Annotated in this window: 24 protein-coding genes; 17 read left to right on the top strand and 7 right to left on the bottom strand. The window is 43.9% G+C overall.

Annotation, left to right across the window (positions count from 1 at the left end; translation table 11 throughout):
- Positions 1 to 43 precede the first annotated feature (43 nt).
- The 10 genes from pbpC (at position 44) to der (ending at position 12,095) form a co-directional block, all read left to right on the top strand.
- Complete coding sequence (gene pbpC, locus AAC155_RS18405; RefSeq protein WP_113043664.1) at positions 44 to 2,365, top strand: peptidoglycan glycosyltransferase PbpC; 2,322 nt, start codon at positions 44 to 46, stop codon at positions 2,363 to 2,365.
- Positions 2,366 to 2,583: 218 nt separating this feature from the next.
- Positions 2,584 to 3,009 carry a nucleoside-diphosphate kinase gene (gene ndk / locus AAC155_RS18400; RefSeq protein WP_112876258.1) on the top strand — a complete coding sequence of 142 codons (426 nt, stop codon included), beginning with the start codon at positions 2,584 to 2,586 and terminating at the stop codon, positions 3,007 to 3,009.
- A gap of 182 nt (positions 3,010 to 3,191) precedes the next feature.
- Entirely contained in the window at positions 3,192 to 4,370 is a 1,179-nt protein-coding gene (locus AAC155_RS18395; RefSeq protein WP_113043663.1) for a bifunctional tRNA (adenosine(37)-C2)-methyltransferase TrmG/ribosomal RNA large subunit methyltransferase RlmN, read from the top strand.
- Positions 4,371 to 4,463: 93 nt separating this feature from the next.
- Complete coding sequence (locus AAC155_RS18390; RefSeq protein WP_229015580.1) at positions 4,464 to 4,889, top strand: tetratricopeptide repeat protein; 426 nt, start codon at positions 4,464 to 4,466, stop codon at positions 4,887 to 4,889.
- Between the two features lie 122 nt (positions 4,890 to 5,011).
- Positions 5,012 to 6,046 carry a cytoskeleton protein RodZ gene (gene rodZ / locus AAC155_RS18385; protein WP_113043661.1) on the top strand — a complete coding sequence of 345 codons (1,035 nt, stop codon included), beginning with the start codon at positions 5,012 to 5,014 and terminating at the stop codon, positions 6,044 to 6,046.
- Positions 6,047 to 6,120: 74 nt separating this feature from the next.
- Positions 6,121 to 7,242, top strand: coding sequence for a flavodoxin-dependent (E)-4-hydroxy-3-methylbut-2-enyl-diphosphate synthase (gene ispG / locus AAC155_RS18380; protein WP_113043660.1), 1,122 nt, complete (start codon positions 6,121 to 6,123; stop codon positions 7,240 to 7,242).
- Positions 7,243 to 7,359: 117 nt separating this feature from the next.
- Entirely contained in the window at positions 7,360 to 8,637 is a 1,278-nt protein-coding gene (hisS, locus tag AAC155_RS18375; protein ID WP_112895224.1) for a histidine--tRNA ligase, read from the top strand.
- An 11-nt stretch (positions 8,638 to 8,648) separates the two neighbouring features.
- Positions 8,649 to 9,269: a YfgM family protein gene (locus tag AAC155_RS18370; RefSeq protein WP_113043659.1), complete on the top strand. Its 621-nt coding sequence runs from the start codon at positions 8,649 to 8,651 to the stop codon at positions 9,267 to 9,269.
- Between the two features lie 14 nt (positions 9,270 to 9,283).
- Positions 9,284 to 10,456, top strand: coding sequence for an outer membrane protein assembly factor BamB (gene bamB, locus AAC155_RS18365; RefSeq protein WP_113043658.1), 1,173 nt, complete (start codon positions 9,284 to 9,286; stop codon positions 10,454 to 10,456).
- A 157-nt stretch (positions 10,457 to 10,613) separates the two neighbouring features.
- Positions 10,614 to 12,095: a ribosome biogenesis GTPase Der gene (gene der / locus AAC155_RS18360; protein WP_113043657.1), complete on the top strand. Its 1,482-nt coding sequence runs from the start codon at positions 10,614 to 10,616 to the stop codon at positions 12,093 to 12,095.
- A gap of 24 nt (positions 12,096 to 12,119) precedes the next feature.
- Here the strand turns inward: der and AAC155_RS18355 are convergent, their stop codons facing one another.
- From AAC155_RS18355 to hemF, 3 genes are all read right to left on the bottom strand, one after another.
- A complete protein-coding gene (locus AAC155_RS18355; protein ID WP_113043656.1) occupies positions 12,120 to 12,437 on the bottom strand; it encodes a protealysin inhibitor emfourin in 318 nt (105 codons plus the stop codon).
- 159 nt (positions 12,438 to 12,596) lie between these two features.
- Positions 12,597 to 13,715: a metalloprotease PrtS gene (gene prtS / locus AAC155_RS18350; protein ID WP_113043655.1), complete on the bottom strand. Its 1,119-nt coding sequence runs from the start codon at positions 13,713 to 13,715 to the stop codon at positions 12,597 to 12,599.
- A 232-nt stretch (positions 13,716 to 13,947) separates the two neighbouring features.
- Positions 13,948 to 14,856: an oxygen-dependent coproporphyrinogen oxidase gene (hemF, locus tag AAC155_RS18345; RefSeq protein ID WP_113043654.1), complete on the bottom strand. Its 909-nt coding sequence runs from the start codon at positions 14,854 to 14,856 to the stop codon at positions 13,948 to 13,950.
- 137 nt (positions 14,857 to 14,993) lie between these two features.
- On the opposite strand from hemF, the gene AAC155_RS18340 reads away from it, so the two are divergent.
- The gene (locus AAC155_RS18340; protein ID WP_011145692.1) at positions 14,994 to 15,425 is read left to right on the top strand and encodes a GNAT family acetyltransferase; all 432 of its coding nucleotides are present in this window, start codon (positions 14,994 to 14,996) and stop codon (positions 15,423 to 15,425) included.
- Between the two features lie 45 nt (positions 15,426 to 15,470).
- On the opposite strand, the gene AAC155_RS18335 is transcribed toward AAC155_RS18340, so the two are convergent.
- The gene (locus AAC155_RS18335) at positions 15,471 to 15,887 is read right to left on the bottom strand and encodes a YgiW/YdeI family stress tolerance OB fold protein (protein ID WP_390904679.1); all 417 of its coding nucleotides are present in this window, start codon (positions 15,885 to 15,887) and stop codon (positions 15,471 to 15,473) included.
- Positions 15,888 to 16,057: 170 nt separating this feature from the next.
- Here AAC155_RS18335 and AAC155_RS18330 point away from each other — a divergent pair, with 170 nt between their 5' ends.
- From AAC155_RS18330 to cysM, 6 genes are all read left to right on the top strand, one after another.
- Positions 16,058 to 16,666: an RpoE-regulated lipoprotein gene (locus AAC155_RS18330; RefSeq protein ID WP_113043652.1), complete on the top strand. Its 609-nt coding sequence runs from the start codon at positions 16,058 to 16,060 to the stop codon at positions 16,664 to 16,666.
- A 242-nt stretch (positions 16,667 to 16,908) separates the two neighbouring features.
- The gene (locus AAC155_RS18325; protein WP_113043651.1) at positions 16,909 to 17,931 is read left to right on the top strand and encodes a sulfate ABC transporter substrate-binding protein; all 1,023 of its coding nucleotides are present in this window, start codon (positions 16,909 to 16,911) and stop codon (positions 17,929 to 17,931) included.
- A complete protein-coding gene (gene cysT / locus AAC155_RS18320; protein ID WP_113043650.1) occupies positions 17,931 to 18,764 on the top strand; it encodes a sulfate/thiosulfate ABC transporter permease CysT in 834 nt (277 codons plus the stop codon). The genes AAC155_RS18325 and cysT overlap by 1 nt, the downstream gene beginning before the upstream one ends.
- Positions 18,764 to 19,609: a sulfate/thiosulfate ABC transporter permease CysW gene (cysW, locus tag AAC155_RS18315; RefSeq protein WP_113043649.1), complete on the top strand. Its 846-nt coding sequence runs from the start codon at positions 18,764 to 18,766 to the stop codon at positions 19,607 to 19,609. Before cysT ends, cysW begins: the two co-directional genes overlap by 1 nt.
- 14 nt (positions 19,610 to 19,623) lie before the next feature.
- Positions 19,624 to 20,712: a sulfate/thiosulfate ABC transporter ATP-binding protein CysA gene (gene cysA, locus AAC155_RS18310; protein ID WP_113043648.1), complete on the top strand. Its 1,089-nt coding sequence runs from the start codon at positions 19,624 to 19,626 to the stop codon at positions 20,710 to 20,712.
- A gap of 138 nt (positions 20,713 to 20,850) precedes the next feature.
- A complete protein-coding gene (gene cysM / locus AAC155_RS18305; protein ID WP_113043668.1) occupies positions 20,851 to 21,732 on the top strand; it encodes a cysteine synthase CysM in 882 nt (293 codons plus the stop codon).
- Here cysM and AAC155_RS18300 read toward each other — a convergent pair.
- The 3 genes from AAC155_RS18300 to ptsI all read right to left on the bottom strand — a co-directional run bounded on the left by AAC155_RS18300 (position 21,640) and on the right by ptsI (position 24,313).
- Positions 21,640 to 21,870: a hypothetical protein gene (locus tag AAC155_RS18300; protein ID WP_146748119.1), complete on the bottom strand. Its 231-nt coding sequence runs from the start codon at positions 21,868 to 21,870 to the stop codon at positions 21,640 to 21,642. The genes cysM and AAC155_RS18300 overlap by 93 nt on opposite strands.
- Before the next feature lie 157 nt (positions 21,871 to 22,027).
- Complete coding sequence (gene crr / locus AAC155_RS18295) at positions 22,028 to 22,537, bottom strand: PTS glucose transporter subunit IIA (protein WP_011145700.1); 510 nt, start codon at positions 22,535 to 22,537, stop codon at positions 22,028 to 22,030.
- Between the two features lie 48 nt (positions 22,538 to 22,585).
- Complete coding sequence (gene ptsI / locus AAC155_RS18290) at positions 22,586 to 24,313, bottom strand: phosphoenolpyruvate-protein phosphotransferase PtsI (protein WP_112895211.1); 1,728 nt, start codon at positions 24,311 to 24,313, stop codon at positions 22,586 to 22,588.
- Between the last annotated feature and the right edge of the window lie 74 nt (positions 24,314 to 24,387).

Below are 24,387 nucleotides of genomic sequence, written 5' to 3'. Positions count from 1 at the left end.
TATGCTCTGGTGTAAGGGCTGGTTTCTCTCTTGGTGTTCATAGATGAAGAAAACGCATCGCCTTATGTGGCTGATTGTACTGTTGTTGTTTTTGCTCCCGGCGGGTTTATGGCTGGCAGATAAAATCTGGCCTCTGCCACTGCGTGAAGTCAAAATGGCGCGCATTGTCGTGAGTGAGGATGGTACGCCACTTTGGCGTTTTGCCGATGATGAAGGTGTTTGGCGTTATCCGGTGACGTTGGGTCAAGTGTCGCCGGAATATATTCAAGCTTTGCTGACTTATGAAGATCGTTGGTTCTACCAGCATCCAGGGATTAACCCGATTTCTCTGGTCAGGGCTGCCTGGCAGGATATTCTGGCAGGTAAAATTTTGTCCGGCGGCAGTACGCTGTCAATGCAGGTTGCCCGGTTGATTGACCCCCATTCACGCACTTTCGGCGGGAAGCTGAAACAGATCTGGCGTACTTTGCAGCTTGAATGGCACTATTCTAAAGATGAAATTCTGGAGATGTATCTGAACCGTGCGCCGTTTGGTGGCACATTACAAGGTGTCGGTGCGGCGAGTTGGGCATATTTGGCTAAACCGCCCTCTGAACTTTCAGCGGGAGAAGCGGCTTTACTGGCTGTTCTGCCACAGGCTCCTAGCCGTTTAAGGCCAGATCGCTATCCTGAACGGGCACAGGCTGCTCGTGATAAGGTGTTGCAACGGTTGGAGCACTATAAAATCTGGCCGGAACAGACGATTGCTGATATTCGGCAAGAAACGTTGTGGTTGGCTCCTCGGCAGGTGCCACAGCTTGCCCCTTTACTTGCCAGACGAATGGCGAAAGGTACTCGTCAGGAGATCATCAAAACAACCCTTGATGTGGGATTACAGCGTCAGCTTGAAGATATGGCGGTGAATTGGAAGTATCAGTTACCAGAAAAAACGTCGATTGGCGTGTTAGTGGTTGATCATACAGACATGGCGGTAAAAGCCTATATCGGCTCGCTGGATCTACGGGATGATAGCCGTTTTGGTCATGTCGATATGATAAGTTCATGGCGTTCGCCGGGATCAACCTTGAAGCCATTTTTGTATGCCATGGCGCTGGATGATGGGTTAATTCATGGGGAATCATTGTTACAGGATGTGCCTCGCCGTTTTGATTATTATCGTCCCGGAAATTTTGACAGTGGCTTTCATGGGCTGGTCAGCGCCAGTGAGGCGTTGGTTCGTTCACTGAATTTACCCGCCGTGCAACTGCTTGAAGCCTATGGCGCCAAGCGGTTTACCGCCAATATGCGTAATGTGGGAACCGTATTGCGTTTTCCTCCCGGCAGTGAACCCAATTTATCATTGATTCTTGGTGGTACGGCAACCCGGATGGATCAACTGGTGGCGGCTTACTCGGCGTTTGCCCGTCAGGGGAAAGTTTCCCCCTTGAGATTCACTCCGCAGCAGACATTGCGTGATCGGCAACTTTTTTCCCCCGGCGCGGCATGGATAGTGAGGCGAATTATGGCTGGAGAAGCTCTGCCGCAACCTGATGATGTTTTGCCGGCACAAGTGCCGCTGGCTTGGAAAACCGGTACCAGCTATGGCTATCGTGATGCTTGGGCCATTGGCTTAAATGCGCGTTATACCATTGGTGTTTGGGTTGGTCGGCCGGATGGCACGCCAGTTGTCGGGCAGTTCGGCTATGCTACGGCGGTTCCCATCATGAATCAGGTCAATAATCTGTTATTCGCCAATATGCGAAATGGGGCTAAACGGATTCCGGTTGATCCGCGTCCAGCAAGTGTGAGTCGGGCAATCATCTGTTGGCCGGGAGGGCAGAGTTTGCCGAAGGGAGAGAAGAATTGCCGTCAGCGGCGTCTGAGTTGGATACTGAGTAACACTATTCCGCCTACGCTGCCTGCTGTGGGGCAAGAGGCTATTTCAGGCATCAATGAACAGGTGTGGTTGGATAAAAACGGTTTGCGCGTGGCTCCTGATTGTCCCGGCGCTCAGGCTAAAAATATCGCTTTATGGCCGATTACCCTCGAATCATGGTTACCAGCACAAGAGCGGCGGGCACAGCGTCTGCCACCGGTTAATTCTGAGTGTCCACCGTTGAAATCAGATGAAGCACCTTTGTTGATCGCGGGTATTCATAATGGAGATGTATTGAAACGGCTTCCTGGTTTTGGCAGCCTTGATTTACCTGTCACCACTCAGGGCGGTAGTGGTGGGCAACAATGGTGGTTTCTGAATGGAGAACAGGTAATGACCACAGAAAATAATCGGGGATTTGTTCAGACATTGACTCAGCCGGGTAAATATCAGCTTAGTGTTTTAGATTTTGGCGGACAAGTTGATTCTGTCAATTTTACCTTGAAGTAAACGATTCAGGTAAAAGTGTGATTTGTACGAAAAAATGGTAATTTTCGCTAAGGAAAATTTAATGGAATGTTATGTTTTCTGTAGGCAACTGCTATTCGTACCCCTATAATCAACGCCGTTTTTATCTCCGCTAAGGTTGCGGAATGAGTATTAACCGATTAACTTATCGGGAAAAATTAAAATTATCAGTTGCTGCAAGAAGAACCAAGAGGTTATCTATGACGGTTGAACGTACTTTTTCTATTGTTAAGCCTAACGCTGTGAAGAAAAATGCCATCGGGGCTATTTATGCTCGTTTTGAAAGTGCTGGGTTTAGAATTATTGCCGCCAAAATGCTTCACCTGACCCGTGAACAGGCTGAGGGCTTCTATGCGGAGCACAAAGGCCGCCCTTTCTTTGATGGTTTGGTGGAATTTATGACTTCTGGGCCGATTATGGTTCAGGTGTTGGAAGGCGAGAATGCAGTACAGCGTCACCGTGATCTGATGGGGGCAACTAATCCTGATAATGCATTGGCAGGTACTCTGCGCGCTGATTATGCAGATAGCTTCACTGAAAACGCGGTTCACGGCTCTGATGCGGTTGAATCTGCAAACCGTGAAATTGCGTATTTCTTCACAGAAGATGAAATTTGCCCACGTTAATTGATTTGCCGTTACCCGTAGCATCATGGCATTAAAGTTTGTACAATGCGGCGCCCCGTTGTTAATTCAACGGGGCGCTTATTATTTGCTACTATACTAAACTGATAGTGACCTGAATTGAAACTTCGCGTTGAGTTCATTAACGCAGAGCCGAAAGTGTTACAACGAGGCGATATAAAAAGATGTCCCAACCAAATACTGCGGCACAATTTGCTGCTTCTGTCGTGTCTGAAACTCCAGAAAAGAAAGGCGGTAAAATTAACCTGCTTGATCTGAATCGCAAGCAAATGCGCCAGTTTTTCATTGAGATGGGAGAAAAACCCTTCCGTGCTGATCAAGTGATGAAATGGATATATCACTACTGTTATGACGATTTTGAGCAGATGACAGATATTAACAAAATTCTGCGAGCAAAATTGCAACAAGTTGCAGAGATCCGTGCACCTGAAGTCGCAGAAGAGCAACGTTCGGCCGATGGTACGATTAAATGGGCGATCACTGTTGGCGATCAGCAGGTTGAAACGGTTTATATCCCGGAAGATGATCGCGCAACTTTGTGTGTCTCTTCTCAGGTAGGCTGTGCACTGGAGTGTAAATTCTGTTCCACTGCTCAGCAAGGGTTTAACCGTAATTTGCGGGTTTCTGAAATTATTGGTCAAGTTTGGCGTGCCGCAAAAATTATTGGTTCACTGAAATCCAGTGGTCGTCGCCCGATTACCAATGTGGTGATGATGGGGATGGGAGAACCGCTGCTTAACCTAAATAACGTGGTGCCTGCCATGGAAATCATGATGGATGATTTTGGTTTCGGTTTGTCAAAGCGCCGTGTGACGTTATCCACATCCGGTGTAGTGCCGGCACTGGATAAACTTGGCGATATGATTGATGTTGCTTTGGCAATTTCCCTGCATGCACCGACAGATGATGTACGGGATGACATTGTTCCTATCAACCGTAAATATAATATCGAGCAGTTCCTTGCTGGTGTGCGCCGCTATTTGACTAAATCTAATGCTAATCAGGGCCGTGTAACCGTGGAATATGTCATGCTGGATCATATTAATGACAGCGTGGAACAGGCACATCAATTAGCTGAATGCTTGAAAGACACACCGAGTAAGATCAATCTGATCCCATGGAACCCGTTTCCGGGGGCGCCATATGGCCGTAGTTCCAACAGCCGGATTGATCGCTTTGCTAAGGTGTTGATGGGATATGGTTTCACTACTATTGTCCGCAAGACTCGCGGTGATGATATCGATGCCGCATGTGGTCAACTTGCCGGTGATGTAATTGATCGTACCAAACGTACATTGAAAAAACGTCAGGCCGGTGAACCTATTCAGATAAGAACAGTCTGAATGGGAATGTTGGTATGTCCTGTCATGCAGTAACGGAAATGCATAAGTGAAATGATCGTTACAATGACATATCTTTGGTCGGTGGGGATGGAAATGATAAGGAAATCGTTATCGGGAATGATGGTTGTTGCCGTGGTGGTTGCTATGTTGTTGGCAGGATGTTCCAATCAACCAACAAACGGCAATCAACAGCGAAAAGTCGCAGCAGAAACCCGGATTCAATTGGGAATGGCCTATTTGGCTAAAGGTAATTTACCTGCCGCCAGATATCACTTTGATAAGGTTTTACTGGTAAAGCCAGACCATTATCAGGCTCAATTAGGTATGGCGTTGTATGAGCAATATTCTGGTCAGCCGGAAGCCGCTCGTCAACGTTACAAAATGGCGATGCAGTACGCGCCAGGAAATGATACGGTATTGTATCATTACAGCGTTTTTCTCTGTGAGCAGGAGCAGTATGAAGAAGTCAAGACTCTGTTTACTGGGAGCCATGCTGACAGGCGTGTTTGTTATCAGTGATTTGCCGCTAGTAAAATAGCAAATCTATTTCGCCGCGCAGGCCATTGTGTAATTTAAAGATTATAGCAAGGCGCCGGCGCGAAGTTTTTCACAACCTGAACAAGTACCGCGTCTTCTTGCTAATGAATACTGAAACGACTCCAGAACAAGCTTATTTAACCGCAGGTCAGCTCCTGCGTCAGGCTCGTGAACAACACGGGCTAACCCAGCAGACTGTAGCTGATCGCTTGTGTTTAAAACTTTCTACTATCCGTGATATTGAAGAGGACAATATTCCAGCCACTATGGTACCGACTTTCCTGCGTGGTTATGTTCGCTCTTATGCTAAGTTGGTACAAATTCCAGAAGCAGAAATTCTGGCAATTCTGGATAAGCATACCCCGGCAAAAACCGCGAAAGTTTCACCGATGCAGAGTTTTTCGTTGGGTAAAAAACGTAAAAAACGCGAAAGTTGGTTGATGTGGATTACGTGGTTGATTATTTTAGTCGTAATTAGTTTGACGGGAGCATGGTGGTGGCAAAACCACATAGCTCAACAGAAGGAATTGATTTCGATGGCTGATCATTCTGCGGCTAAGGTTGCTCAGAAAAAAGCCAGTTCAGAGGATTTACCCACTGAAAATCACGATCAGGTGACACAGTTACCAACCCGCGAACAGGCAACAAGTGAGCCATCATCATCTGCCGCTGTAACCGAAAATGCAGTGGCAGAGAATAATACTGATGGTCCTAGTGGGCATAGTGAGGAAGTGGCCCAATCTGCGCCATCAACGCGAAATCAAGTGGTGAAAACACCTGAAGCTCAATTAGCAGGTAACGGGCCACAAACTCAGACTGCTCCATTGTCAGCCAATCAAGGGACAGCTCAAGTACCGAGTGTGTCTGAAAATAATTCAACGGCAGTCGCTGACAGTAATAATCTGATGATGAATTTTAAAGCATCCTGTTGGTTGCAAGTTATTGATGCAAAAGGAAAGAAATTATTTAGTGGAACTAAACATAAGGGTGACCATCTGAGTCTCTCTGGCTCATTACCTTATGAGTTAACTATCGGTGTTCCGGCTGTTGTGGATGTACGGTTCCGGGGGCAATCTGTTGATTTAAGCCGCTTTATTAAAGAGGGTCGTATCGCACGTCTTAAAGTACCGGCAGCATAATGAAAGGCCTGTTACAGTAGGGCATAGTTGTAATTTTATCAGTAAGCACATGGAAGTCTGGGAGAAACACCAGTATGCATAATGAATCGCCGATAAAAAGACGCAAATCTACGCGTATTTATGTAGGCAATGTGCCTGTCGGGGATAGTGCACCCATTTCGGTGCAGTCAATGACAAACACACGTACTACAGATGTGGAAGCGACTGTTAAACAGATTAAATCGCTTGAGCGTGTTGGCGTTGATATTGTTCGCGTATCAATACCAACGATGGACGCCGCGGAAGCATTTAAGTTGATTAAGCAGCAAGCGAGTGTTCCTTTGGTTGCAGATATCCATTTTGATTACCGTATAGCGCTTAAAGTTGCAGAGTATGGTGTCGATTGCCTGCGGATTAACCCTGGAAATATCGGTAATGAAGCACGTATCCGTGAGGTTGTGGCTTCTGCCCGTGATAAAAATATCCCAATCCGCATTGGTGTAAATGGCGGATCATTGGAAAAGGATCTTCAGGAAAAATATGGTGAGCCCACCCCAGAAGCGTTGGTGGAATCGGCTATGCGCCATGTGGATATTCTTGACAGACTTAATTTTGATCAGTTTAAAATCAGTGTAAAAGCGTCAGATGTCTTTCTGGCGGTTGGTGCCTATCGCCTGTTAGCTCAGAAGATTGATCAGCCATTGCATCTTGGTATTACCGAGGCGGGTGGTGCGCGTGCAGGCTCTGTAAAATCTGCCATTGGCTTGGGTATCCTCCTGTCAGAAGGTATCGGTGATACCCTGCGTATTTCTTTGGCTGCCGATCCTGTCGAAGAAGTTAAAGTGGGTTTTGACATTCTGAAAGCATTACGTATTCGTTCCCGTGGTATAAATTTTATCGCTTGTCCAACCTGTTCCCGTCAGGAGTTTGATGTTATTGGCACAGTTAATGCTTTGGAACAGCGTTTGGAAGATTTACTCACACCGATGGATGTTTCTATTATTGGTTGTGTGGTTAACGGACCCGGAGAGGCGGAGGTTTCTACTTTGGGTGTCACCGGCGCCAGAACGAAAAGTGGTTTTTATGAAGATGGGATACGGCAGAAAGTGCGTCTCGATAATGCTGATATGATCGATCAGCTTGAGGCTAAGATCCGTGCTAAAGCATCAATGCTCGATGAAAATATGCGCATTGGCATAAGTCAACTGGACAAATAATGTATCTGATACTGGCTCATCGTGATGATGAGCCAGCGTTGTTTTGTTTGTTAATTGAAGCTCGTCGGTATTCGCTTCAATCAATATCATTTTTGAATCATTAACTAGAGATAAGACGTGGCAAAAAATATCCAAGCTATTCGAGGCATGAATGACTACTTGCCGGCAGATACGGTTATCTGGCAGCGTATCGAAACTATTTTGAAACGAGTACTGGCGGGTTATGGTTATAGCGAGATCCGCACACCGATTGTAGAGCAGACCCCGTTATTTAGACGGGCTATTGGGGAAGTCACTGATGTGGTTGAAAAGGAGATGTATACCTTTGATGATCGCAATGGTGAAAGTGTGACCCTACGCCCTGAAAATACCGCAGGTTGTGTGCGTGCCGGTATTGAACATGGTCTGCTGTACAATCAGGAACAGCGCGTATGGTATTTAGGGCCAATGTTCCGTTATGAGCGTCCACAAAAAGGCCGTTACCGCCAATTTTATCAATTAGGTGCTGAAGTTTTTGGTCTTCAAGGGCCTGATATTGATGCCGAACTTATTTTATTGACTGCTCGCTGGTGGCGTGAGCTCGGTATTTTTGAGCATGTGACGCTTGAACTGAATTCCATTGGTTCGTTGGCGGCACGTGCCAATTACCGCGAAGCGTTGGTGGCTTTTCTTGAGCAGCACAAAGATAAGCTGGATGAAGATTGCAAACGCCGTATGTACAGTAATCCATTACGTGTTCTGGATTCAAAAAATCCAGAGGTTCAGCAACTGCTTAATGATGCGCCGGAACTGTTTGATTATCTTGATGCCGAATCAAAGGAACATTTTGACAGCCTGTGTGCACTTCTTGATGGGGCGGGTATCAAGTATCGGATTAATCAGCGTTTGGTTCGTGGCTTGGATTATTATAACCGCACAGTATTTGAATGGGTGACAACGGCACTCGGGGCTCAAGGGACGGTCTGTGCCGGTGGTCGGTACGATGGGCTGGTTGAGCAACTGGGGGGCCGACCAACGCCTGCTGTGGGTTTTGCCATGGGGATGGAGCGTTTGATTTTGCTGGTGCAAGAAATTAATCCAGCATTTGTCGCGGAGCGGACAGTTGCAGATGTTTATCTCGCTTCTTTTGGTGAAGGTAGTCAGCAAGCGGCATTAATTTTGGCTGAACAGGTACGTGATACGTTGCCCCAATTGCGTTTAATGATGAACCACGGGGGAGGGAACTTTAAGAAGCAACTGGGGCGTGCGGATAAACAAGGCGCCAAAATTGCACTGATTCTCGGTGAGGATGAAGTTCGTTCTGGTCAAGTAGCCATTAAAGATTTACGTACAGGTGAACAACAAACGTTGCCGCAAAGCGAAATTGCGGTTCGCTTGGTTGAACTGTTAGGTTAAGGAGAGACTCTGTGGAAGTCTATACCAATGAAAACGAACAAGTAGACGTAATTCGTCGCTTTTTTGCCAATAATGGTAAAGCCTTGGTTTTTGGGCTGGTGTTGGGTGCCGGGGTGCTGATTGGCTGGCGTTACTGGCAATCTCATCAGACAAATCAGTTGCAGGAAAGTGCAGAAGCTTTTGAACGAGTAGATCAAGGATTAATTACCAGTACAAAAGAGAGTCATGTTGCTGCCGAAAAATTTGCCAGTGAAACTAATAATAGTTATGGCGTGATGACGCATATGCATTTGGCTCAACTTGCTGTTGAAAAGAATGAATTAACTAAAGCAGATAAGTTTTTATCTGCGGCGGCCGGTCAGGTAAAAAGTGAAGATTTGCTGTCTCTGGTGAATATTCGCCTAGCCAGGGTTCAATTGGCGGAAGATAAAGCGGATGCCGCGCTGAAAACATTGGAACAGGTTAAAGGTTCCGGTTGGGTTGCCGTTGCAGAGGATATCCGCGGTGATGCCCTGTTGAAAAAAGGTGATATTGCCGGCGCCCGCGCAGCGTATACCAAAGGTTTGAGCTCAAATTCACCACAGGCGATCAAATCGATGTTAAATCTTAAATTGAATAACTTATCCAGCTAAGGGGAATTCTTTCAATGCAACTGCGTAAAACACTCTTGGTTGGTTTGGTGGCTTCCGTTCTGCTAGCCGGTTGTTCAAGTGAGCAAGACACAGTAACGATGTCACCATTGCCACAGGTCGAAAATCAATTTAATCCAAGCGAAGTTTGGGATAAATCTGTAGGTGATGGTGTAGGTCGTTATTATTCTCACTTGACGCCAACTTGGCAGGGCTCCGCTGTTTATGTTGCTGATCGTCATGGCATCGTTAAGGCGTTGGGCATTGATAGTGGTAAAGAGATATGGTCGGTGAATCTGGCGGAAAAAGCGGGTTTCCTCTCTTCTCGTATACCTGCATTGCTCTCTGGTGGTCTGACCGTTGCTGGGGATCATCTATATGTAGGTACTGAACGTGCCAAAGTTATTGCATTGAATACCAAAGACGGCCAAGTTGCCTGGCAATCCGACGTTGCCGGTGAAGCGTTGTCGCGTCCTGTGGTGAGTGATGGTCTGGTGCTGATTCATACCAGTAATGGGATGTTGCAGGCATTAAGTGAGTCAGATGGTAAAGTGCAATGGTCCGTTAATTTGGATTCACCGTCATTATCATTGCGTGGTGAATCGGCGCCTGCCGTGGCTTACGGTGCTGCCGTCGTAGGTGGGGATAATGGCCGTGTCAACGCCGTCTTGATTTCTCAGGGGCAGTTGATTTGGCAACAACGTATTTCTCAGGTAACCAGTTCTACAGAAATCGGTCGTCTTAATGATGTTGATACGACACCGGTTATTTCTGAGGGCGTGATATATGCAATAGCTTATAACGGTAATCTGGTGGCGCTTGATATGCGTTCAGGTCAGATCCTCTGGAAGCGTGATTTGGGTTCAGTGAACGAGATGGTTGTTTATGGTGATAATATCTATATTGTTGACCAAAATGATCGTGTTATGGGTCTGCGTCAAAGTGATGGTGTCACTTTGTGGACTCAGACAAAATTGCAACACCGTAATTTAACCGCGCCTGAAATGTATAATGGCTATCTGGTTGTCGGTGACAGTGAAGGTTATCTGCACTGGCTGAATATGGATGACGGTAAGTTTGTTGCTCAACATAAAGTTGATAGTTCCGGTTTAATGAGTCGTCCGGTTGTTGCCAGTGATAAATTGATGGTACAGGCGAAAAACGGTACGGTTTATCTGTTTACCCGTTGAGTATTGCTTACTGCCTGTTTACCGGAAATAAAGTAAAGCGTTAGTTATCCTACGGCTCCTGGATAGAAAAAGAACAGGAGCCGTTTCGTCTTTTTAGTGTTCTGTTGTGGTGAACAGCGGAGTACTAATTTCAAATTAAGTCATGAGGCATCAACAAATGATACCTGTCGTCGCTCTGGTAGGGCGCCCAAATGTGGGTAAGTCCACATTATTTAACCGTTTAACCCGTACAAGAGATGCGCTGGTAGCGGATTTTCCAGGTCTGACTCGCGACCGTAAATATGGTCGAGCTGAGGTTGAAGGGCAGGAGTTTATCATCATTGATACCGGTGGTATCGATGGCACCGAAGAGGGTGTGGAAACCCATATGGCAGCTCAATCTTTGATGGCGATTGAAGAGGCCGATATAGTTCTGTTTATGGTAGATGCTCGTGCCGGACTTATGCCAGCAGACCACGCGATAGCAAAACATCTACGTGGCCGAGAAAAAGCTACTTTTTTGGTCGCGAATAAAACCGACGGTGTTGATATTGATACCGCTACTGCTGAATTTTATTCCCTCGGATTGGGGGATATCTATTCTATCGCGGCTTCTCATGGTCGTGGTGTCACCCAACTTATCGAACGAGTACTGTTACCTTTCTCCGGTAAAGGTGAAGAAGATGTGGTTGAGTTGACTGAGGAAGAGGCCAACGCCGCTTATTGGGCAGAGCAGGAACAGAATGAAATTGAGTTGGTAGAAGAGGAGGAGGATTTTGATCCATCAACTCTGCCATTGAAATTAGCCATTGTCGGTAAGCCAAATGTGGGCAAGTCTACGTTGACTAACCGTATCTTGGGTGAAGAAAGGGTTGTGGTTTACGATATGCCAGGCACTACCCGTGACAGCATTTATATTCCAATGGAGCGCGATGGCCGTGAATATATCCTTATTGATACCGCGGGGGTACGTAAGCGGGGTAGGATCACTGAAACGGTTGAAAAATTTTCAGTCATAAAAACCCTTCAAGCGATTGAAGATGCTAACGTTGTATTACTGGTGATCGATGCGCGAGAAGGTATTTCCGATCAAGATTTGTCATTATTGGGTTTTATTCTCAATAGCGGGCGCTCATTGGTCATTGCGGTCAATAAATGGGATGGCATGTCACAGGAAGATAAAGAGCGTGTGAAAGAGATGCTGGATTATCGTCTTGGTTTTGTTGACTTTGCCAGAGTACATTTTATCTCTGCTTTGCACGGTAGTGGGGTGGGGAATCTGTTTGACTCGATCCTTGAGGCTTATGATTGCGCCACTCGTCGTGTCAATACTTCACTGCTAACCCGTATCATGCATATGGCCGAAGAAGATCATCAACCGCCGATGATCCGTGGTCGCAGGGTGAAAATGAAATATGCTCATGCTGGTGGTTATAATCCACCAATTGTTGTGATCCACGGTAATCAGGTAACAGATTTGCCTGATTCTTATAAGCGTTATCTGATGAACTATTTCCGCCGATCCCTAAAGGTGATGGGAACGCCCATTCGGATTCAGTTTAAAGAAGGGGCGAATCCCTATGCTGACAAACGTAATACGTTGACACCAAATCAAATGCGTAAACGTAAACGTCTAATGGCGCATCTGAAAAAGCGTTAATGCTAATAGGAAAAGGGGTGGTGATTAACCACCCTTTTTGTCGGTGTTCCAGATCTGGGTAATGATTTCCGGTGCATCTGACTCAGGAAGGGTGAAGTGGTGTTCTTCATTTCCATTGACGATACTGAGCAGATAATAATCTTGATCAGGATATGCTGCTGATGGCATAGAATCGGAAAAGTCTTGTTTTATGGCTTGAAGAAATAACTGTTGTTGGTGTGAAGACAATGATTCTAAATCCACTGTTTTATCTTGGTTGAGGCCAGGTGTAGAGGCAAATCCTCCTTGTAGGGAAATTGTGATTTTACTATCAGTTGTGAGTTTGAGCGTTTTATTATTCATGATATACCAATTTTTTACGGTTATTTTTCAGGTCTCTTTAGTATAGCGTGAAATTCGTCGTTAACAATTTTAGCATCTTCTATTAGATATATTTTTTACTAGTCAGGTATTACAAATAATAAAATATCGCTGGCGTTAAACCAGCGATATGTTTATAGATTACTCTTCAGTTTTATCTTTAGTTTTATCTTTAGTTTTGTCCTTATCGCCGCCCTTATCGTCTTTATCTTCCTTCACTTTAACGCCCACTTCTGTCCAGCTATCAATAGTTGCTTTTTCAACATCCTCATCAAATAGCTCACGAGCATGTTTAATTGTTAATTTAGCGAAGGATAAGAAGTTAGTATCACGTGCAAGATCTTTATCCAACAATGTGTTGTACCATATTTTTCCTGCTCTTTCCCAGGCATATCCACCTAATTTTATCGCCAGATTATAGAAGGCTTTATTAGGAATACCTGAATTTATATGAACACCACCATTGTCTCTATAAATCGGCAAGTCTTTATAATCATCCATATGACCCGGCTGTGGATCTTTACCGAGATCCTTATCATCATATGCACTGCCAGGGTTTTTCATTGAACGAATCCCTACACCTTTAACGTCTTTGCCCAGTAACTCACTACCTATAATCCAATCAGCGTCTTCAGCTTTTTGTTTCAGATAATGTTGTTTTACTAATGTGCCAAAAACATCTGCTATTGATTCATTCAATGCTCCAGACTGGAAGAAATAGACCAAATCTGCTGTTTTTTCGATAACACCATGAGATAATTCATGGCCGATAACATCAATAGATGTTGTGAAATCATTGAAAAGTTTGCCATCTCCGTCGCCAAATACCATTTGCCCGTCGCCCCAGAATGCATTCATATATTCTTCGCCATAATGCACAGTGGCAATCAATTTCATTCCTTTATCATCTAATGAATTGCGACTAAAAACTTCTTTATAGAAATTATAAGTTGCTTCTAAATATTTATATGCGTTATCAACTGATTTATCTCCGTTATCTGGTTCTCCTTCATCTCGTACTAATTTGCCTGGCAACTTGCGTTTATTTTCTGCATCGTGAATAGAACGATGTATAGTTGTCTTAGTAACTTTATCATCATCGGAATCATCAGAAGATTCTTTAATAACATTGTCCAACATTAAACTCTTAGTATGATTTAATGTCATTAATACTTTCTTCTTTTCGTTATCATTATTATAAATATTTTGAAGAATGTACGGTGGTATTAAGCCTCTGTAGTTATTGTTTTGTATTTGCATAAAATATCTCCTGGAATAAATTTTTAGTTTTAATTAGAGGTACTCTTTAAGTACGGATTCATATTAAACACGTTTCCAGCAGATAGTCATCAGGGCTAACCTGCTTCTTTTATGTTAAGGGGTTGTTAACAAAATGTTAAGTTTTTTTATGTGAGGGATTTTTGCATTGGCTGTAATAAAAATATAAATAGTTAGGAATAGTTTTTTATAATATTCCTAACATGATGGAAAATCATATCCAGTTTTTTGCTGGTAGAAAGTCGGTATATAAAGCGGCTTCTGTAGATTCTGGTTCAGGGTGATAATCATGTTCCCAGCGAGCTAATGGTGGCATGGACATTAAGATAGATTCTGTTCGTCCCCCACTTTGTAATCCAAATAAGGTTCCTCTGTCCCAAACGAGGTTAAATTCTACATAGCGACCACGGCGATATAATTGAAATTGTCGTTCACGTTCACCCCATAATATCTCCTTCCTTTTTTCTACAATAGGTAGATAGGCAGAAAGGAAACCTTTACCTATATCTTGAGTAAAATTAAAACAATGTTCAAAGTCAGGTGTATTCAAGTCGTCATAGAATAAGCCACCAATTCCACGGGCTTCGTTACGATGTTTAATATAGAAATAATTATCACACCATTCTTTATATTTTGGGTAAACATCTTCTCCATAGGGGCGACATATATTTCTGGCAGTGGTGTGCCAATGAATAGCATCTTCCTTAAAACCATAATAAGGTGTTAAATCAAAACCCCCACCGAACCACCACACTGGCGCTTCACCTTCTTTTTCTGCAATAAAGAACCGAACATTCGTATGGCTGGTTGGTATATAGGGATTCAAAGGATGAATAACTAGAGAGACGCCCATGGCCTGATAATGACGTCCGACCAGTTCAGGACGGTGAGCTGTTGCTGATAAAGGAAGCATATCTCCTGATACATGAGAAAAATTAGCGCCTGCTTGTTCGAATATCGTGCCTTCTTTCATAATTCGACTACGGCCTCCGCCACCTTCTTCTCGTTGCCAGCACTGCTCAGTAAATTTCTCTTTGCCATCTATTTGTTCCAATTGTTGGCAAATTTCATCCTGTAATGAAAGGAAAAAAGATTTAATCTGATTAATGTTTGGTGTATTCATGGTTCTTTTCCCATTATGGTGTGGTGAGCGCTATATTATAGCTATTAGTGGAAGAGAACGCATTTTCGTATTGATTCCGGTGTTAAAGCGGAGATAATGAGAAAATAGTTATTTCAATAAAAACAGGTTGGTTAGGGATGGAAATTCGGGTATTTCGACAAGATGATTTTGAAGAAGTGATCACCTTATGGGAGCGCTGCGATTTACTTAATCCTGGTGTTGATCCTGAAGTGGATATCGAGCGTAAATTGACGCATGATCCTGACCTGTTTTTAGTTGCGGAAGTGGTTGGTGAAGTGGTTGGGACGATTATGGGTGGTTATGATGGTCATCGTGGTTCAGCTTATTATTTGGGAGTTCATCCTGAATTTCGCGGTAGGGGAATTGCGAATGCATTAATTGCCCGGTTGGAGAAGAAATTGATTGCCCGTGGTTGCCCAAAAATAGTTCTTATTGTTCCTGAAGATAACGATGCTACTATCTATATGTGTGAAAAACTGGAATATGAAGATCGTCATCAAGAGAGTGTTATTTTCAGTAAGCGTTTGATTGTTGATCAGGAATATTGAGTTCAGATATGGCTGAGTGAAAGAATCCCACTCAGCCACAAGCCATTAGTTCAATTTGGTGACTTTTTTCACATCAACAGTCATACCATTCCACTCTTTATCGACTTCACCTTCAAGACGGACTCTATCTTGAGGTGTTATCGTTTGACCATTCCAGTATTTATGATCAACTTCGACTTCAACAATTCCTGCATTATCGCGGAATATGAAGTGATCACTGTGGATACGGGATTCAATATGCCCTTCCAGCACGACCCAACTGTCATCTCTCATATTTTTAACTTGTTGGGTGGTGGAAACTCTTGCATTTTGATCGACAAAACCACCTTGTGGTGCTGCTTGGACCGGAGGCTGTGTTGAATCAGGACCAGAAAAACCACCAAATTGCGTCTGTGAGGTTTGAGCCATTGACGGCATACTGAATAAAGTAATCAAGGCGGTGGTTATAAATATTTTTTTCATCATATTGACCTTACTAATGGTAATGATTTTAGGGGGTAATGGTACCGCTAAGTTGCATTTTGTCAATAAAATATTAATCTAAAGTAATTAATTTAAATATTCTCTGAAACTAACAATCAGATGTGATGTCTCAGTGCCTATCTCTGTATTGAGTCATAAGGGAACCAGTTATGCAGAAGTATACTTTAACTAGCATGTTGTCAGGATTGCGCTTTGTCACAATAAGTGGTGCATTGTTGCTGGCCGGTTGTACGGGTTCATCGGGTTTTTCATGGTCGGATTTGTCTCCTATTAGCTGGTTTGGTAGCCCCTTAAAAATCTCGGATCAGGGTGTGGGAGAAATAAATGGTCTGACAGCAATGAATAAAGAGGCAATAGAGAAGGGGTTGGATGGAAAGTATCACTTACGCAGTGGCATGGAAGCAAAAAATGGCCAATTGGTGACAGTATTTCAAGCAATGGATGGTGATCAATTGAAGATAGCGTTATTTGGTCAGGCCGATGGAAAAATCAGTCGCATCGAAGTGCTGGATGAAGATATTGAAACCGTCTGGGGAACAAAGGTCGGCATGCCATTTTCAGCACTTTATAGCAAGGCATTTGATGTTTGCCGAAATACGGTGAGTGAGTCAGAGAAGAGCGCTATTGTCTGCGTATCCCCACAGAGCAAACATGTCAGTTATCTGTTTACAGGTCATTGGAATGGCCCTGAAGGTTTAATTCCTTCTGATGATGTACTGAAAAAATGGAAAGTGGAACGTATCGTCTGGAAACGATGAGAGTTTCTGATTAAAAACATAAACTGAGCCAGCTTAGTGAATTGAATGTTTTTCTTGCGGAGCCGTAACAGGCCCGCATTTTTCATTTAAAAACCTTATTACTCCTGTCATCTTATTGCATTTCATACTTTCTAAGTGCAATTTGGTATATTAAACGGCGATAGTTATCTACCTTGTTATAAATAAACTGGGTACATTAGTCACTGGAGCGTTATTTGATGGAATAACGGATAAGGTGAAAAATGAAAAAGTATTCGATAAAAAATACGATACTAAACGGACTAGTAGTAGTAACTTTATTAGGCAGCAGTCATGCCTCTGCTGTAGAGCTATTAAACAGCTCTTATGATGTTGCGCGTGAGCTATTTTCTGCACTGAATCTTGAATTTGAAAAACAGTGGAATGAGCAGTATCCACAAGATAAGTTGATAATCAAACAATCCCACGCTGGTTCCTCCAAACAAGCACTGGCAGTTCTTCAAGGATTGCGGGCTGATGTGGTGACTTACAATCAGGTAACGGATGTGCAAATTTTGCATGATCGTGGCAATCTGCTTTCGGCTGATTGGCAGAACCGCTTGCCAAATAGCAGTTCACCTTACTATTCCACGATGGCGTTTCTCGTGCGTAAAGGTAACCCCAAAAATATTCGTAATTGGGATGATTTAGTGCGTCAGGATGTCAAATTAGTCTTCCCAAACCCTAAAACCTCCGGTAATGGTCGTTATGCTTATTTGGCCGCCTGGGGAGCTATTCAACAGGAAAATGGTGGAGATCAGGGTAAAACTCGCGAATGGATGAAACGTTTCCTGAAAAATGTCGCTGTGTTTGATACTGGCGGTCGCGGGGCAACAACTTCATTTATTGAGCGTGGTTTGGGCGATGTACTGATCAGTTTCGAATCTGAAGTGAACAACATTCGCAAGCAGTATGGTGATGATAAATATGAAGTGATCGTTCCACCGGTAGGTATTCTGGCAGAATTCCCTGTGGCTTGGATTGATAAGCATATTGCGAAAAACGGTACAGAGAAAGCGGCTAAAGCTTATCTGAATTATCTTTATAGCCCACAGGCACAGCAGATCATTACTCGCTTTAATTATCGTGTCAGTAATAAAAACGTGATGGCTCAACAGAGGGCCCGTTTTCCGGAAACTAATCTGTTTCGATTGGAAGATCAATTTGGTGGTTGGTCACAAGTGATGAAAACTCACTTCAATACTGGCGGTATGCTGGATCAATTGCTGGCCGAGGGGCATAAGTAATGTTTTCGAGATCCAGTAAGCGAGTATTGCCTGGTTTTGGGTTGAGCTTAGGCAGTAGTTTGTTCTATACCTGCTTGATTTTATTGTTACCCCTGAGTGCATTAGTTGTGCAGCTTTCCAGTATGACCTGGGAACAGTATTGGCAGGTGATTGCTAATCCCCAAGTTGTAGCAGCTTATAAAGTGACATTGCTAGCAGCAGCGGTTGCCAGCTTGTTTAATGCGGTGTTTGGTATGTTGATGGCATGGGTTTTAACCCGCTATCGTTTCCCAGGCCGTAGCTTATTGGATGGTTTGATGGATCTCCCTTTTGCGTTACCTACTGCGGTAGCGGGATTGACATTGGCAACGCTATTCTCTGTGAGTGGTTGGTATGGCTCTTTGCTTGGGCACTTTGATGTGAAAGTAGTGAATACTTGGTTGGGTATTGCGGTAGCGATGGCGTTTACAAGTCTGCCATTTGTAGTGCGAACGATTCAGCCGGTACTTGAAGAGTTAGGGCCAGAATATGAAGAAGCAGCTCAAACATTAGGTGCTAATCGTTGGCAAACTTTCTTGCGGGTTGTATTGCCAGAATTATCTCCGGCTTTAATTGCGGGCACCGCACTCTCTTTTACCCGCAGCTTGGGGGAGTTTGGTGCAGTGATCTTTATTGCCGGTAATATTGCATGGCAAACAGAAGTGGTATCGCTGATGATTTTCATCCGTTTACAGGAGTTTGATTACCCCGCAGCCAGTGCCATCGCATCAGTTATATTGGCAATATCCCTGATATTACTCTTTAGCATTAATACTCTGCAAAGCCGCTTTGGTCGGCGGATTGGAGGGCATTAATGGTTGAATTATCTGAATTTTGTGTAGCACAACGACCACCTGTAAATTGGGCGAAATGGACGTTGATCATAACAGGCGTATTGTTTTCAATCTTACTGTTAGTGATCCCCATTGTCTGGATATTTATGACTGCCTTTTCTAAAGGCGTTGAGATAGTCACTGAGAATCTTTTAGATCCTGATATGTTGCATGCCATCTGGTTAACGATACTGATCGCGTTAATTACCGTTCCGGTAAACCTAATTTTTGGCGTCATGATCGCTTGGCTGGTAACGCGCTTTCAGTTTCCCGGGCGGCAATGTTTATTGACATTGATCGACATTCCGTTTGCTGTTTCGCCGGTCGTAGCTGGTTTGATCTACCTATTGTTTTATGGTTCGAATGGGTGGGTCGGAAGTTTGTTGGAACCCTATGATATCCAATTGATGTTTTCCTGGCCGGGAATGGCCTTAGTAACGATATTTGTGACTTGTCCTTTCGTTGTTCGAGAGCTGGTGCCAATGATGCTTAGTCAGGGGAGCCAGGAGGATGAAGCTGCAATTTTATTGGGGGCGTCTGGTTGGAAAATGTTTTGGCGGGTGACGTTACCTAATATCCGTTGGGCGTTGTTATATGGTGTGGTTTTGACCAATGCCCGGGCAATTGGTGAATTTGGTGCTGTCTCAGTGGTATCCGGTGCTATTCGTGGTGAAACTTACACATTGCCGTTGCAGGTTGAATTACTGCATCAAGATTACAACACCGTAGGGGCATTTACTGCGGCGGCATTGTTGGCATTGATGGCAATTATCACTTTGATTGTTAAAAGTGCTTTGCAGTGGCGGTTAAGTCGTCAACATGGTTAAGGTAGGAGCAGAATATGAGTATTGAAATTAATAATATCAGTAAATATTTTGGTCGGACTCAGGTTCTGAGCGATATCACTCTGAATGTTTTTTCTGGAGAAATGGTTGCTCTGCTTGGTCCGTCAGGCTCCGGTAAAACAACCTTGTTGAGAATTATTGCTGGTCTGGAACAACAAACTGCGGGGAAGCTGAGTTTCCACGGGCAAGATGTTAGCCGTATGCATGCTAAAGATCGGCAAGTTGGATTCGTATTTCAGCATTATGCACTGTTTCGGCATATGACTGTGTTTGATAATGTTGCTTTTGGATTGACAGTACTGCCACGACGTAGGCGTCCGAATATGGCGGCTATCCGCCGTAAGGTTATGGAGTTGCTGGAGATGGTGCAATTGACGCATTTTGCTGAACGCTATCCATCACAACTTTCTGGTGGGCAGAAACAGCGGGTGGCGTTGGCAAGAGCATTGGCTGTTGAACCACAAATTCTATTACTCGATGAGCCATTTGGTGCACTGGATGCTCAGGTAAGAATGGAATTACGCCGTTGGTTACGCCGGCTCCATGAAGAGCTTAAATTTACCAGTGTCTTTGTCACTCACGATCAGGAAGAAGCGATGGAAGTGGCTGACCGGGTTGTTGTCATGAGGCAAGGGAATATTGAACAGGTAGGTACGCCACAAGATGTATGGCGTTATCCGGCAAGCCGTTTTGTGATGGAGTTCTTGGGTGAGGTCAATCATTTTAGTGGGGAAATTAAAGGCTCTCAGCTGTTGATTGGCGGGCAGCACTTGCCTCTCAATGTGACGCCAATCCATCAGGGGAATGTTGATGTATTCTTGCGTCCGTGGGATATCATGATGAACTCGCAACCGACACTTTCTAGTCCATTGCCAGTACAGGTGACTGAGGTCAGTCCTAGAGGGCATTTCTGGCAGCTTTCGGTTCAGCCCCTAGGCTGGCATCATGAATCGGTTGCTGTTATTTGGTTTGATGAAACTTCAGTACCCACAAGAGGAAACTGTTATTTTATTGGTGGCACTGAGGCGCGTTTATATGCGGGTGATAAGCAATTGCAAACACTGAGTTTAGCCCAAACTGCCTGATAATTATTTGAATTTGGTTGGTACCATTTTGCTCATCGCCTTACCGCCAGGGATGGGCATTTTTTATTTAGGGTCTTGCGATATATGTCTGAATATGGTTATTTCGCATTTCTATTAAATAAAATTTGGGTAATAACTGTGGCAAGTTTGGAACATTTTATAGGGAATACCCCACTAGTAAAATTACAACGAATGACCGATAGGCTAGGTGTAGAAATATGGGTGAAACTTGAAGGTAATAATCCGGCAGGCTCGATAAAAGACAGAACAGCGCTATCAATGATTCAGCAAGCTGAATTGCGGGGTGAGATTTCTCCCGGTGACGTATTAATTGAAGCTACTAGCGGAAATACGGGTATTGCGTTAGCAATGATTGCCGCAGTAAAAGGTTATCATCTTAAATTACTGATGCCTGATAATATGAGCCTTGAGCGTCAAGCTTCTATGCGAGCTTATGGTGCAGAACTGATTTTGGTGAGTAGCGCAATGGGCATGGAAGGTGCACGTGATTTAGCTCAGCAAATGGAGCGTAATGGTGAAGGTAAAGTACTTGATCAATTCAATAACCCGGATAATCCTTTAGCGCATTTTACGACGACAGGGCCGGAAATTTGGCAGCAGACGCAAGGGCGTATTACACATTTTGTTTCCAGTATGGGAACGACGGGAACTATTACCGGTGTTAGCCGCTATTTAAAAAGCCAGTCTAATAGTGTACAGATTATTGGCTTACAACCAGCGGCGGATAGCCATATTCCAGGTATTCGCCGTTGGTCGTCGGCTTATTTGCCTGGCATTTTTCGCAAGGAGTTAGTTGATCAAGTGTTGGATATCACTCAGAAAGAAGCTGAAGATACCATGCGTTTGTTAGCTCAGAAAGAAGGGATTTTCTGTGGGGTTAGTTCCGGCGGTGCTGTTGCCGGAGCATTAAGTGTTGCGGCACAAAATCCAGGTTCTGTCATTGTTACCATTATCTGCGACCGTGGTGACAGATACCTTTCTACCGGGGTATTTAATTAATCTGGTTATATACCCGTCATCTTTCAAGTTGCCTCCTTGTTGGCTGCGTTCACTCACCCCGGTCACATCGTTATCTATGCTCCCGGGGATTCGCTCCCTTGCCGTCGCGATGCATCTTGAAATCCATTGGGTATACATTCAGCGTGAGTAGAGTAAAAGAGGTGGGTAAGCTCTGCTCACACTAGCCAATTTCTAAATAGAAAACGATGTAAATTGAAAATAAGGGATAAAAAAACAGCCGCGATTGTCGGCCGTTTTTTAATATGAAAATGATACTGTAACAGTTAAAGTGTTGCTACTTTTTAATACGCATAATGGGGGTTTCACCAACAGTGACAGAACCACTCAACTTGGATAACTCTTTAATCTCATCCATGTTGGAAATAACAACAGGTGTCAGGGTTGATTTTGCTCTCTCTTCAAGGAATTTAAGATCGAATTCCAAAACTAAATCACCTTTTTGTACACGCTGACCTTCTTCAGCAATACGTTTAAAGCCTTCGCCTTTAAGCTCAACCGTATCAATACCAAAATGGACAAATAGCTCAATACCGCTGTCCGATTCGATAGAAAATGCATGGTTGGTTTCAAATATTTTACCGATTGTTCCATCAACTGGTGCAACTATCTTGTTGCCGGCGGGTTTTATAGCGATACCATCGCCGACAATTTTCTCGGCGAAGACAACATCTGGAACATCTTCAATATTGACAATCTCACCAGATAAAGGCGCGATAATTTCAATAGTGCCGCTGTTTTTTTTATCATCTGAAACTAGAGATTTCAGTTTATCAAACAGACCCATGAATCTTCTCCTAATTGTTTATATTGGACCGCGTTTTAACCGATATTGTTAGCAAAGTGTTTTTTCTTTGATGAAGGTATCAACCAATTCTATCAACCCCTTAGCGGTAGACTGAGAAAGGGCTTGCTCAGCTAACGCTTTTGCATCTTCGTAACGAGTATTACGAATGATTTTCTTGATGCGGGGAATAGAAATCGCACTCATACTAAACTCATCCAGCCCCATGCCTAATAGCAACAAGGTAGCACGTTCATCACCTGCAAGCTCGCCACACATCCCCGTCCATTTACCTTCAGCGTGTGAAGCATCGATGGTTTGCTTAATCAGGCTCAATACTGCTGGTAGCATCGGGTTATAAAGATGAGAAATCAACTCGTTACCGCGGTCTACAGCAAGAGTATACTGAGTTAGATCGTTTGTCCCAATACTGAAAAAGTCAACTTCTTTTGCCAGGTGATGAGCAATAACTGCTGAAGCTGGTGTTTCTATCATCACACCCACTTCGATTGCTTCATCGAATTTTTTACCTTCTTCGCGAAGCTGGCCTTTCAGCAATTCAAGTTCTACTTTCAATTCCTGTACTTCTTCTACAGAAATAATCATTGGGAACATAATACGTAATTTACCGAAAGCAGATGCACGTAAGATAGCACGTAACTGAGAATGTAAGATCTCTTTTCGATCAAGGCAAATACGAATTGCACGCCAACCAAGGAATGGGTTCTCTTCTTTCGGTAGATTCATATAGGGCAGATTTTTATCACCACCGATATCCATCGTACGTATAATAACCGCTTGGCTGCCTATTGCCTCGGCAACGGCTTTATAAGCTTGGAACTGTTCTTCTTCTGTTGGCAGTGCATCACGATCCATAAACAGAAATTCTGTACGGTATAAACCGACACCTTCGGCACCATTGCGTTCAGCACCGATCACATCACGGACGGTACCGATATTGGCACAGACTTCAACCTGATGACCATCAAGAGTCATTGCCGGGAGATCTTTCAACTTTGCAAGTTCAGCTTTTTCTGACAAATATTCGTTTTTGGTCTTTTTAAGTTGTTCAATTTCTGCATCAGACGGGTTGATGTAAATATGGTTATTTACTGCATCCAGGATTAGGTAGTCACCATTCTGGATTGTCGCCGTCGCCTGGGTGGTACCCACTATCGCGGGCAGTTCAAGAGAGCGGGCCATGATTGACGTGTGAGAAGTTCGGCCACCTAAATCGGTAATAAAACCGAGTACTTTTTCCAGATTGAGTTGTGCGGTTTCAGATGGAGTCAGGTCGTTGGCAACCAGAATGACTTCTTCTGAAATTGAGCCAAGATCAACAATGGGCATCCCCAGAATGTTTTTCAGCAAGCGTTTACCGATATCACGCACGTCTGTGGCACGTTCTTTCAGGTATTCATCATCTAATTCTTCAAGGGCTTGGGCCTGGGTTTCAATAACAGAATAAACCGCGGCATCTGAGGTTTTGAAATCGTTTTTGATTAACGCAATAATTTCTTGCTCAAGTTCTTCATCTTCCAATAGCATAATATGCCCTTCGAAGATTTCAGCTTTTTCTTCTCCGAGGTTTTTTGCTGCTATATTCTTGATGATTTCTAGCTGAGATGAGGCTTTTTCACGACCTTGCATGAAATGGGAAATTTCTTGTTCGACTTGCTCTTGGCTAATTTTTTTCTGATTGATAATGATTGAGTCTTCTTTCAGTAATAGTGCTTTACCGAAAGCAATGCCTGGTGATACTAATATGCCTGAAATCATGATGTTACCTAACTACTAATAATTATTCTTTAAAGAGCCAGCCCGCAGATGGTTTGCTGTTTTAGGACATGCAT

This window comes from Photorhabdus sp. HUG-39 (genome assembly GCF_963878365.1).
Lineage (GTDB): Bacteria > Pseudomonadota > Gammaproteobacteria > Enterobacterales > Enterobacteriaceae > Photorhabdus > Photorhabdus kayaii.
The sequence above is the reverse complement of the archived record's forward strand: the minus strand, read 5'-3'. Positions and strand labels throughout refer to the sequence as shown.

Bases quoted from the DNA above. Each gene is read 5' to 3' on its own strand.
- pbpC (WP_113043664.1), top strand. From the start codon at position 44: ATGAAGAAAACGCATCGCCTTATGTGGCTGATTGTACTGTTGTTGTTT.
- ndk (WP_112876258.1), top strand. From the start codon at position 2,584: ATGACGGTTGAACGTACTTTTTCTATTGTTAAGCCTAACGCTGTGAAG.
- AAC155_RS18395 (WP_113043663.1), top strand. From the start codon at position 3,192: ATGTCCCAACCAAATACTGCGGCACAATTTGCTGCTTCTGTCGTGTCT.
- AAC155_RS18390 (WP_229015580.1), top strand. From the start codon at position 4,464: ATGATAAGGAAATCGTTATCGGGAATGATGGTTGTTGCCGTGGTGGTT.
- rodZ (WP_113043661.1), top strand. From the start codon at position 5,012: ATGAATACTGAAACGACTCCAGAACAAGCTTATTTAACCGCAGGTCAG.
- ispG (WP_113043660.1), top strand. From the start codon at position 6,121: ATGCATAATGAATCGCCGATAAAAAGACGCAAATCTACGCGTATTTAT.
- bamB (WP_113043658.1), top strand. From the start codon at position 9,284: ATGCAACTGCGTAAAACACTCTTGGTTGGTTTGGTGGCTTCCGTTCTG.
- der (WP_113043657.1), top strand. From the start codon at position 10,614: ATGATACCTGTCGTCGCTCTGGTAGGGCGCCCAAATGTGGGTAAGTCC.
- AAC155_RS18355 (WP_113043656.1), bottom strand. From the start codon at position 12,437: ATGAATAATAAAACGCTCAAACTCACAACTGATAGTAAAATCACAATT.
- prtS (WP_113043655.1), bottom strand. From the start codon at position 13,715: ATGCAAATACAAAACAATAACTACAGAGGCTTAATACCACCGTACATT.
- hemF (WP_113043654.1), bottom strand. From the start codon at position 14,856: ATGAATACACCAAACATTAATCAGATTAAATCTTTTTTCCTTTCATTA.
- AAC155_RS18340 (WP_011145692.1), top strand. From the start codon at position 14,994: ATGGAAATTCGGGTATTTCGACAAGATGATTTTGAAGAAGTGATCACC.
- AAC155_RS18335 (WP_390904679.1), bottom strand. From the start codon at position 15,887: ATGAAAAAAATATTTATAACCACCGCCTTGATTACTTTATTCAGTATG.
- AAC155_RS18330 (WP_113043652.1), top strand. From the start codon at position 16,058: ATGCAGAAGTATACTTTAACTAGCATGTTGTCAGGATTGCGCTTTGTC.
- AAC155_RS18325 (WP_113043651.1), top strand. From the start codon at position 16,909: ATGAAAAAGTATTCGATAAAAAATACGATACTAAACGGACTAGTAGTA.
- cysT (WP_113043650.1), top strand. From the start codon at position 17,931: ATGTTTTCGAGATCCAGTAAGCGAGTATTGCCTGGTTTTGGGTTGAGC.
- cysW (WP_113043649.1), top strand. From the start codon at position 18,764: ATGGTTGAATTATCTGAATTTTGTGTAGCACAACGACCACCTGTAAAT.
- cysA (WP_113043648.1), top strand. From the start codon at position 19,624: ATGAGTATTGAAATTAATAATATCAGTAAATATTTTGGTCGGACTCAG.
- AAC155_RS18300 (WP_146748119.1), bottom strand. From the start codon at position 21,870: ATGTATACCCAATGGATTTCAAGATGCATCGCGACGGCAAGGGAGCGA.
- crr (WP_011145700.1), bottom strand. From the start codon at position 22,537: ATGGGTCTGTTTGATAAACTGAAATCTCTAGTTTCAGATGATAAAAAA.
- ptsI (WP_112895211.1), bottom strand. From the start codon at position 24,313: ATGATTTCAGGCATATTAGTATCACCAGGCATTGCTTTCGGTAAAGCA.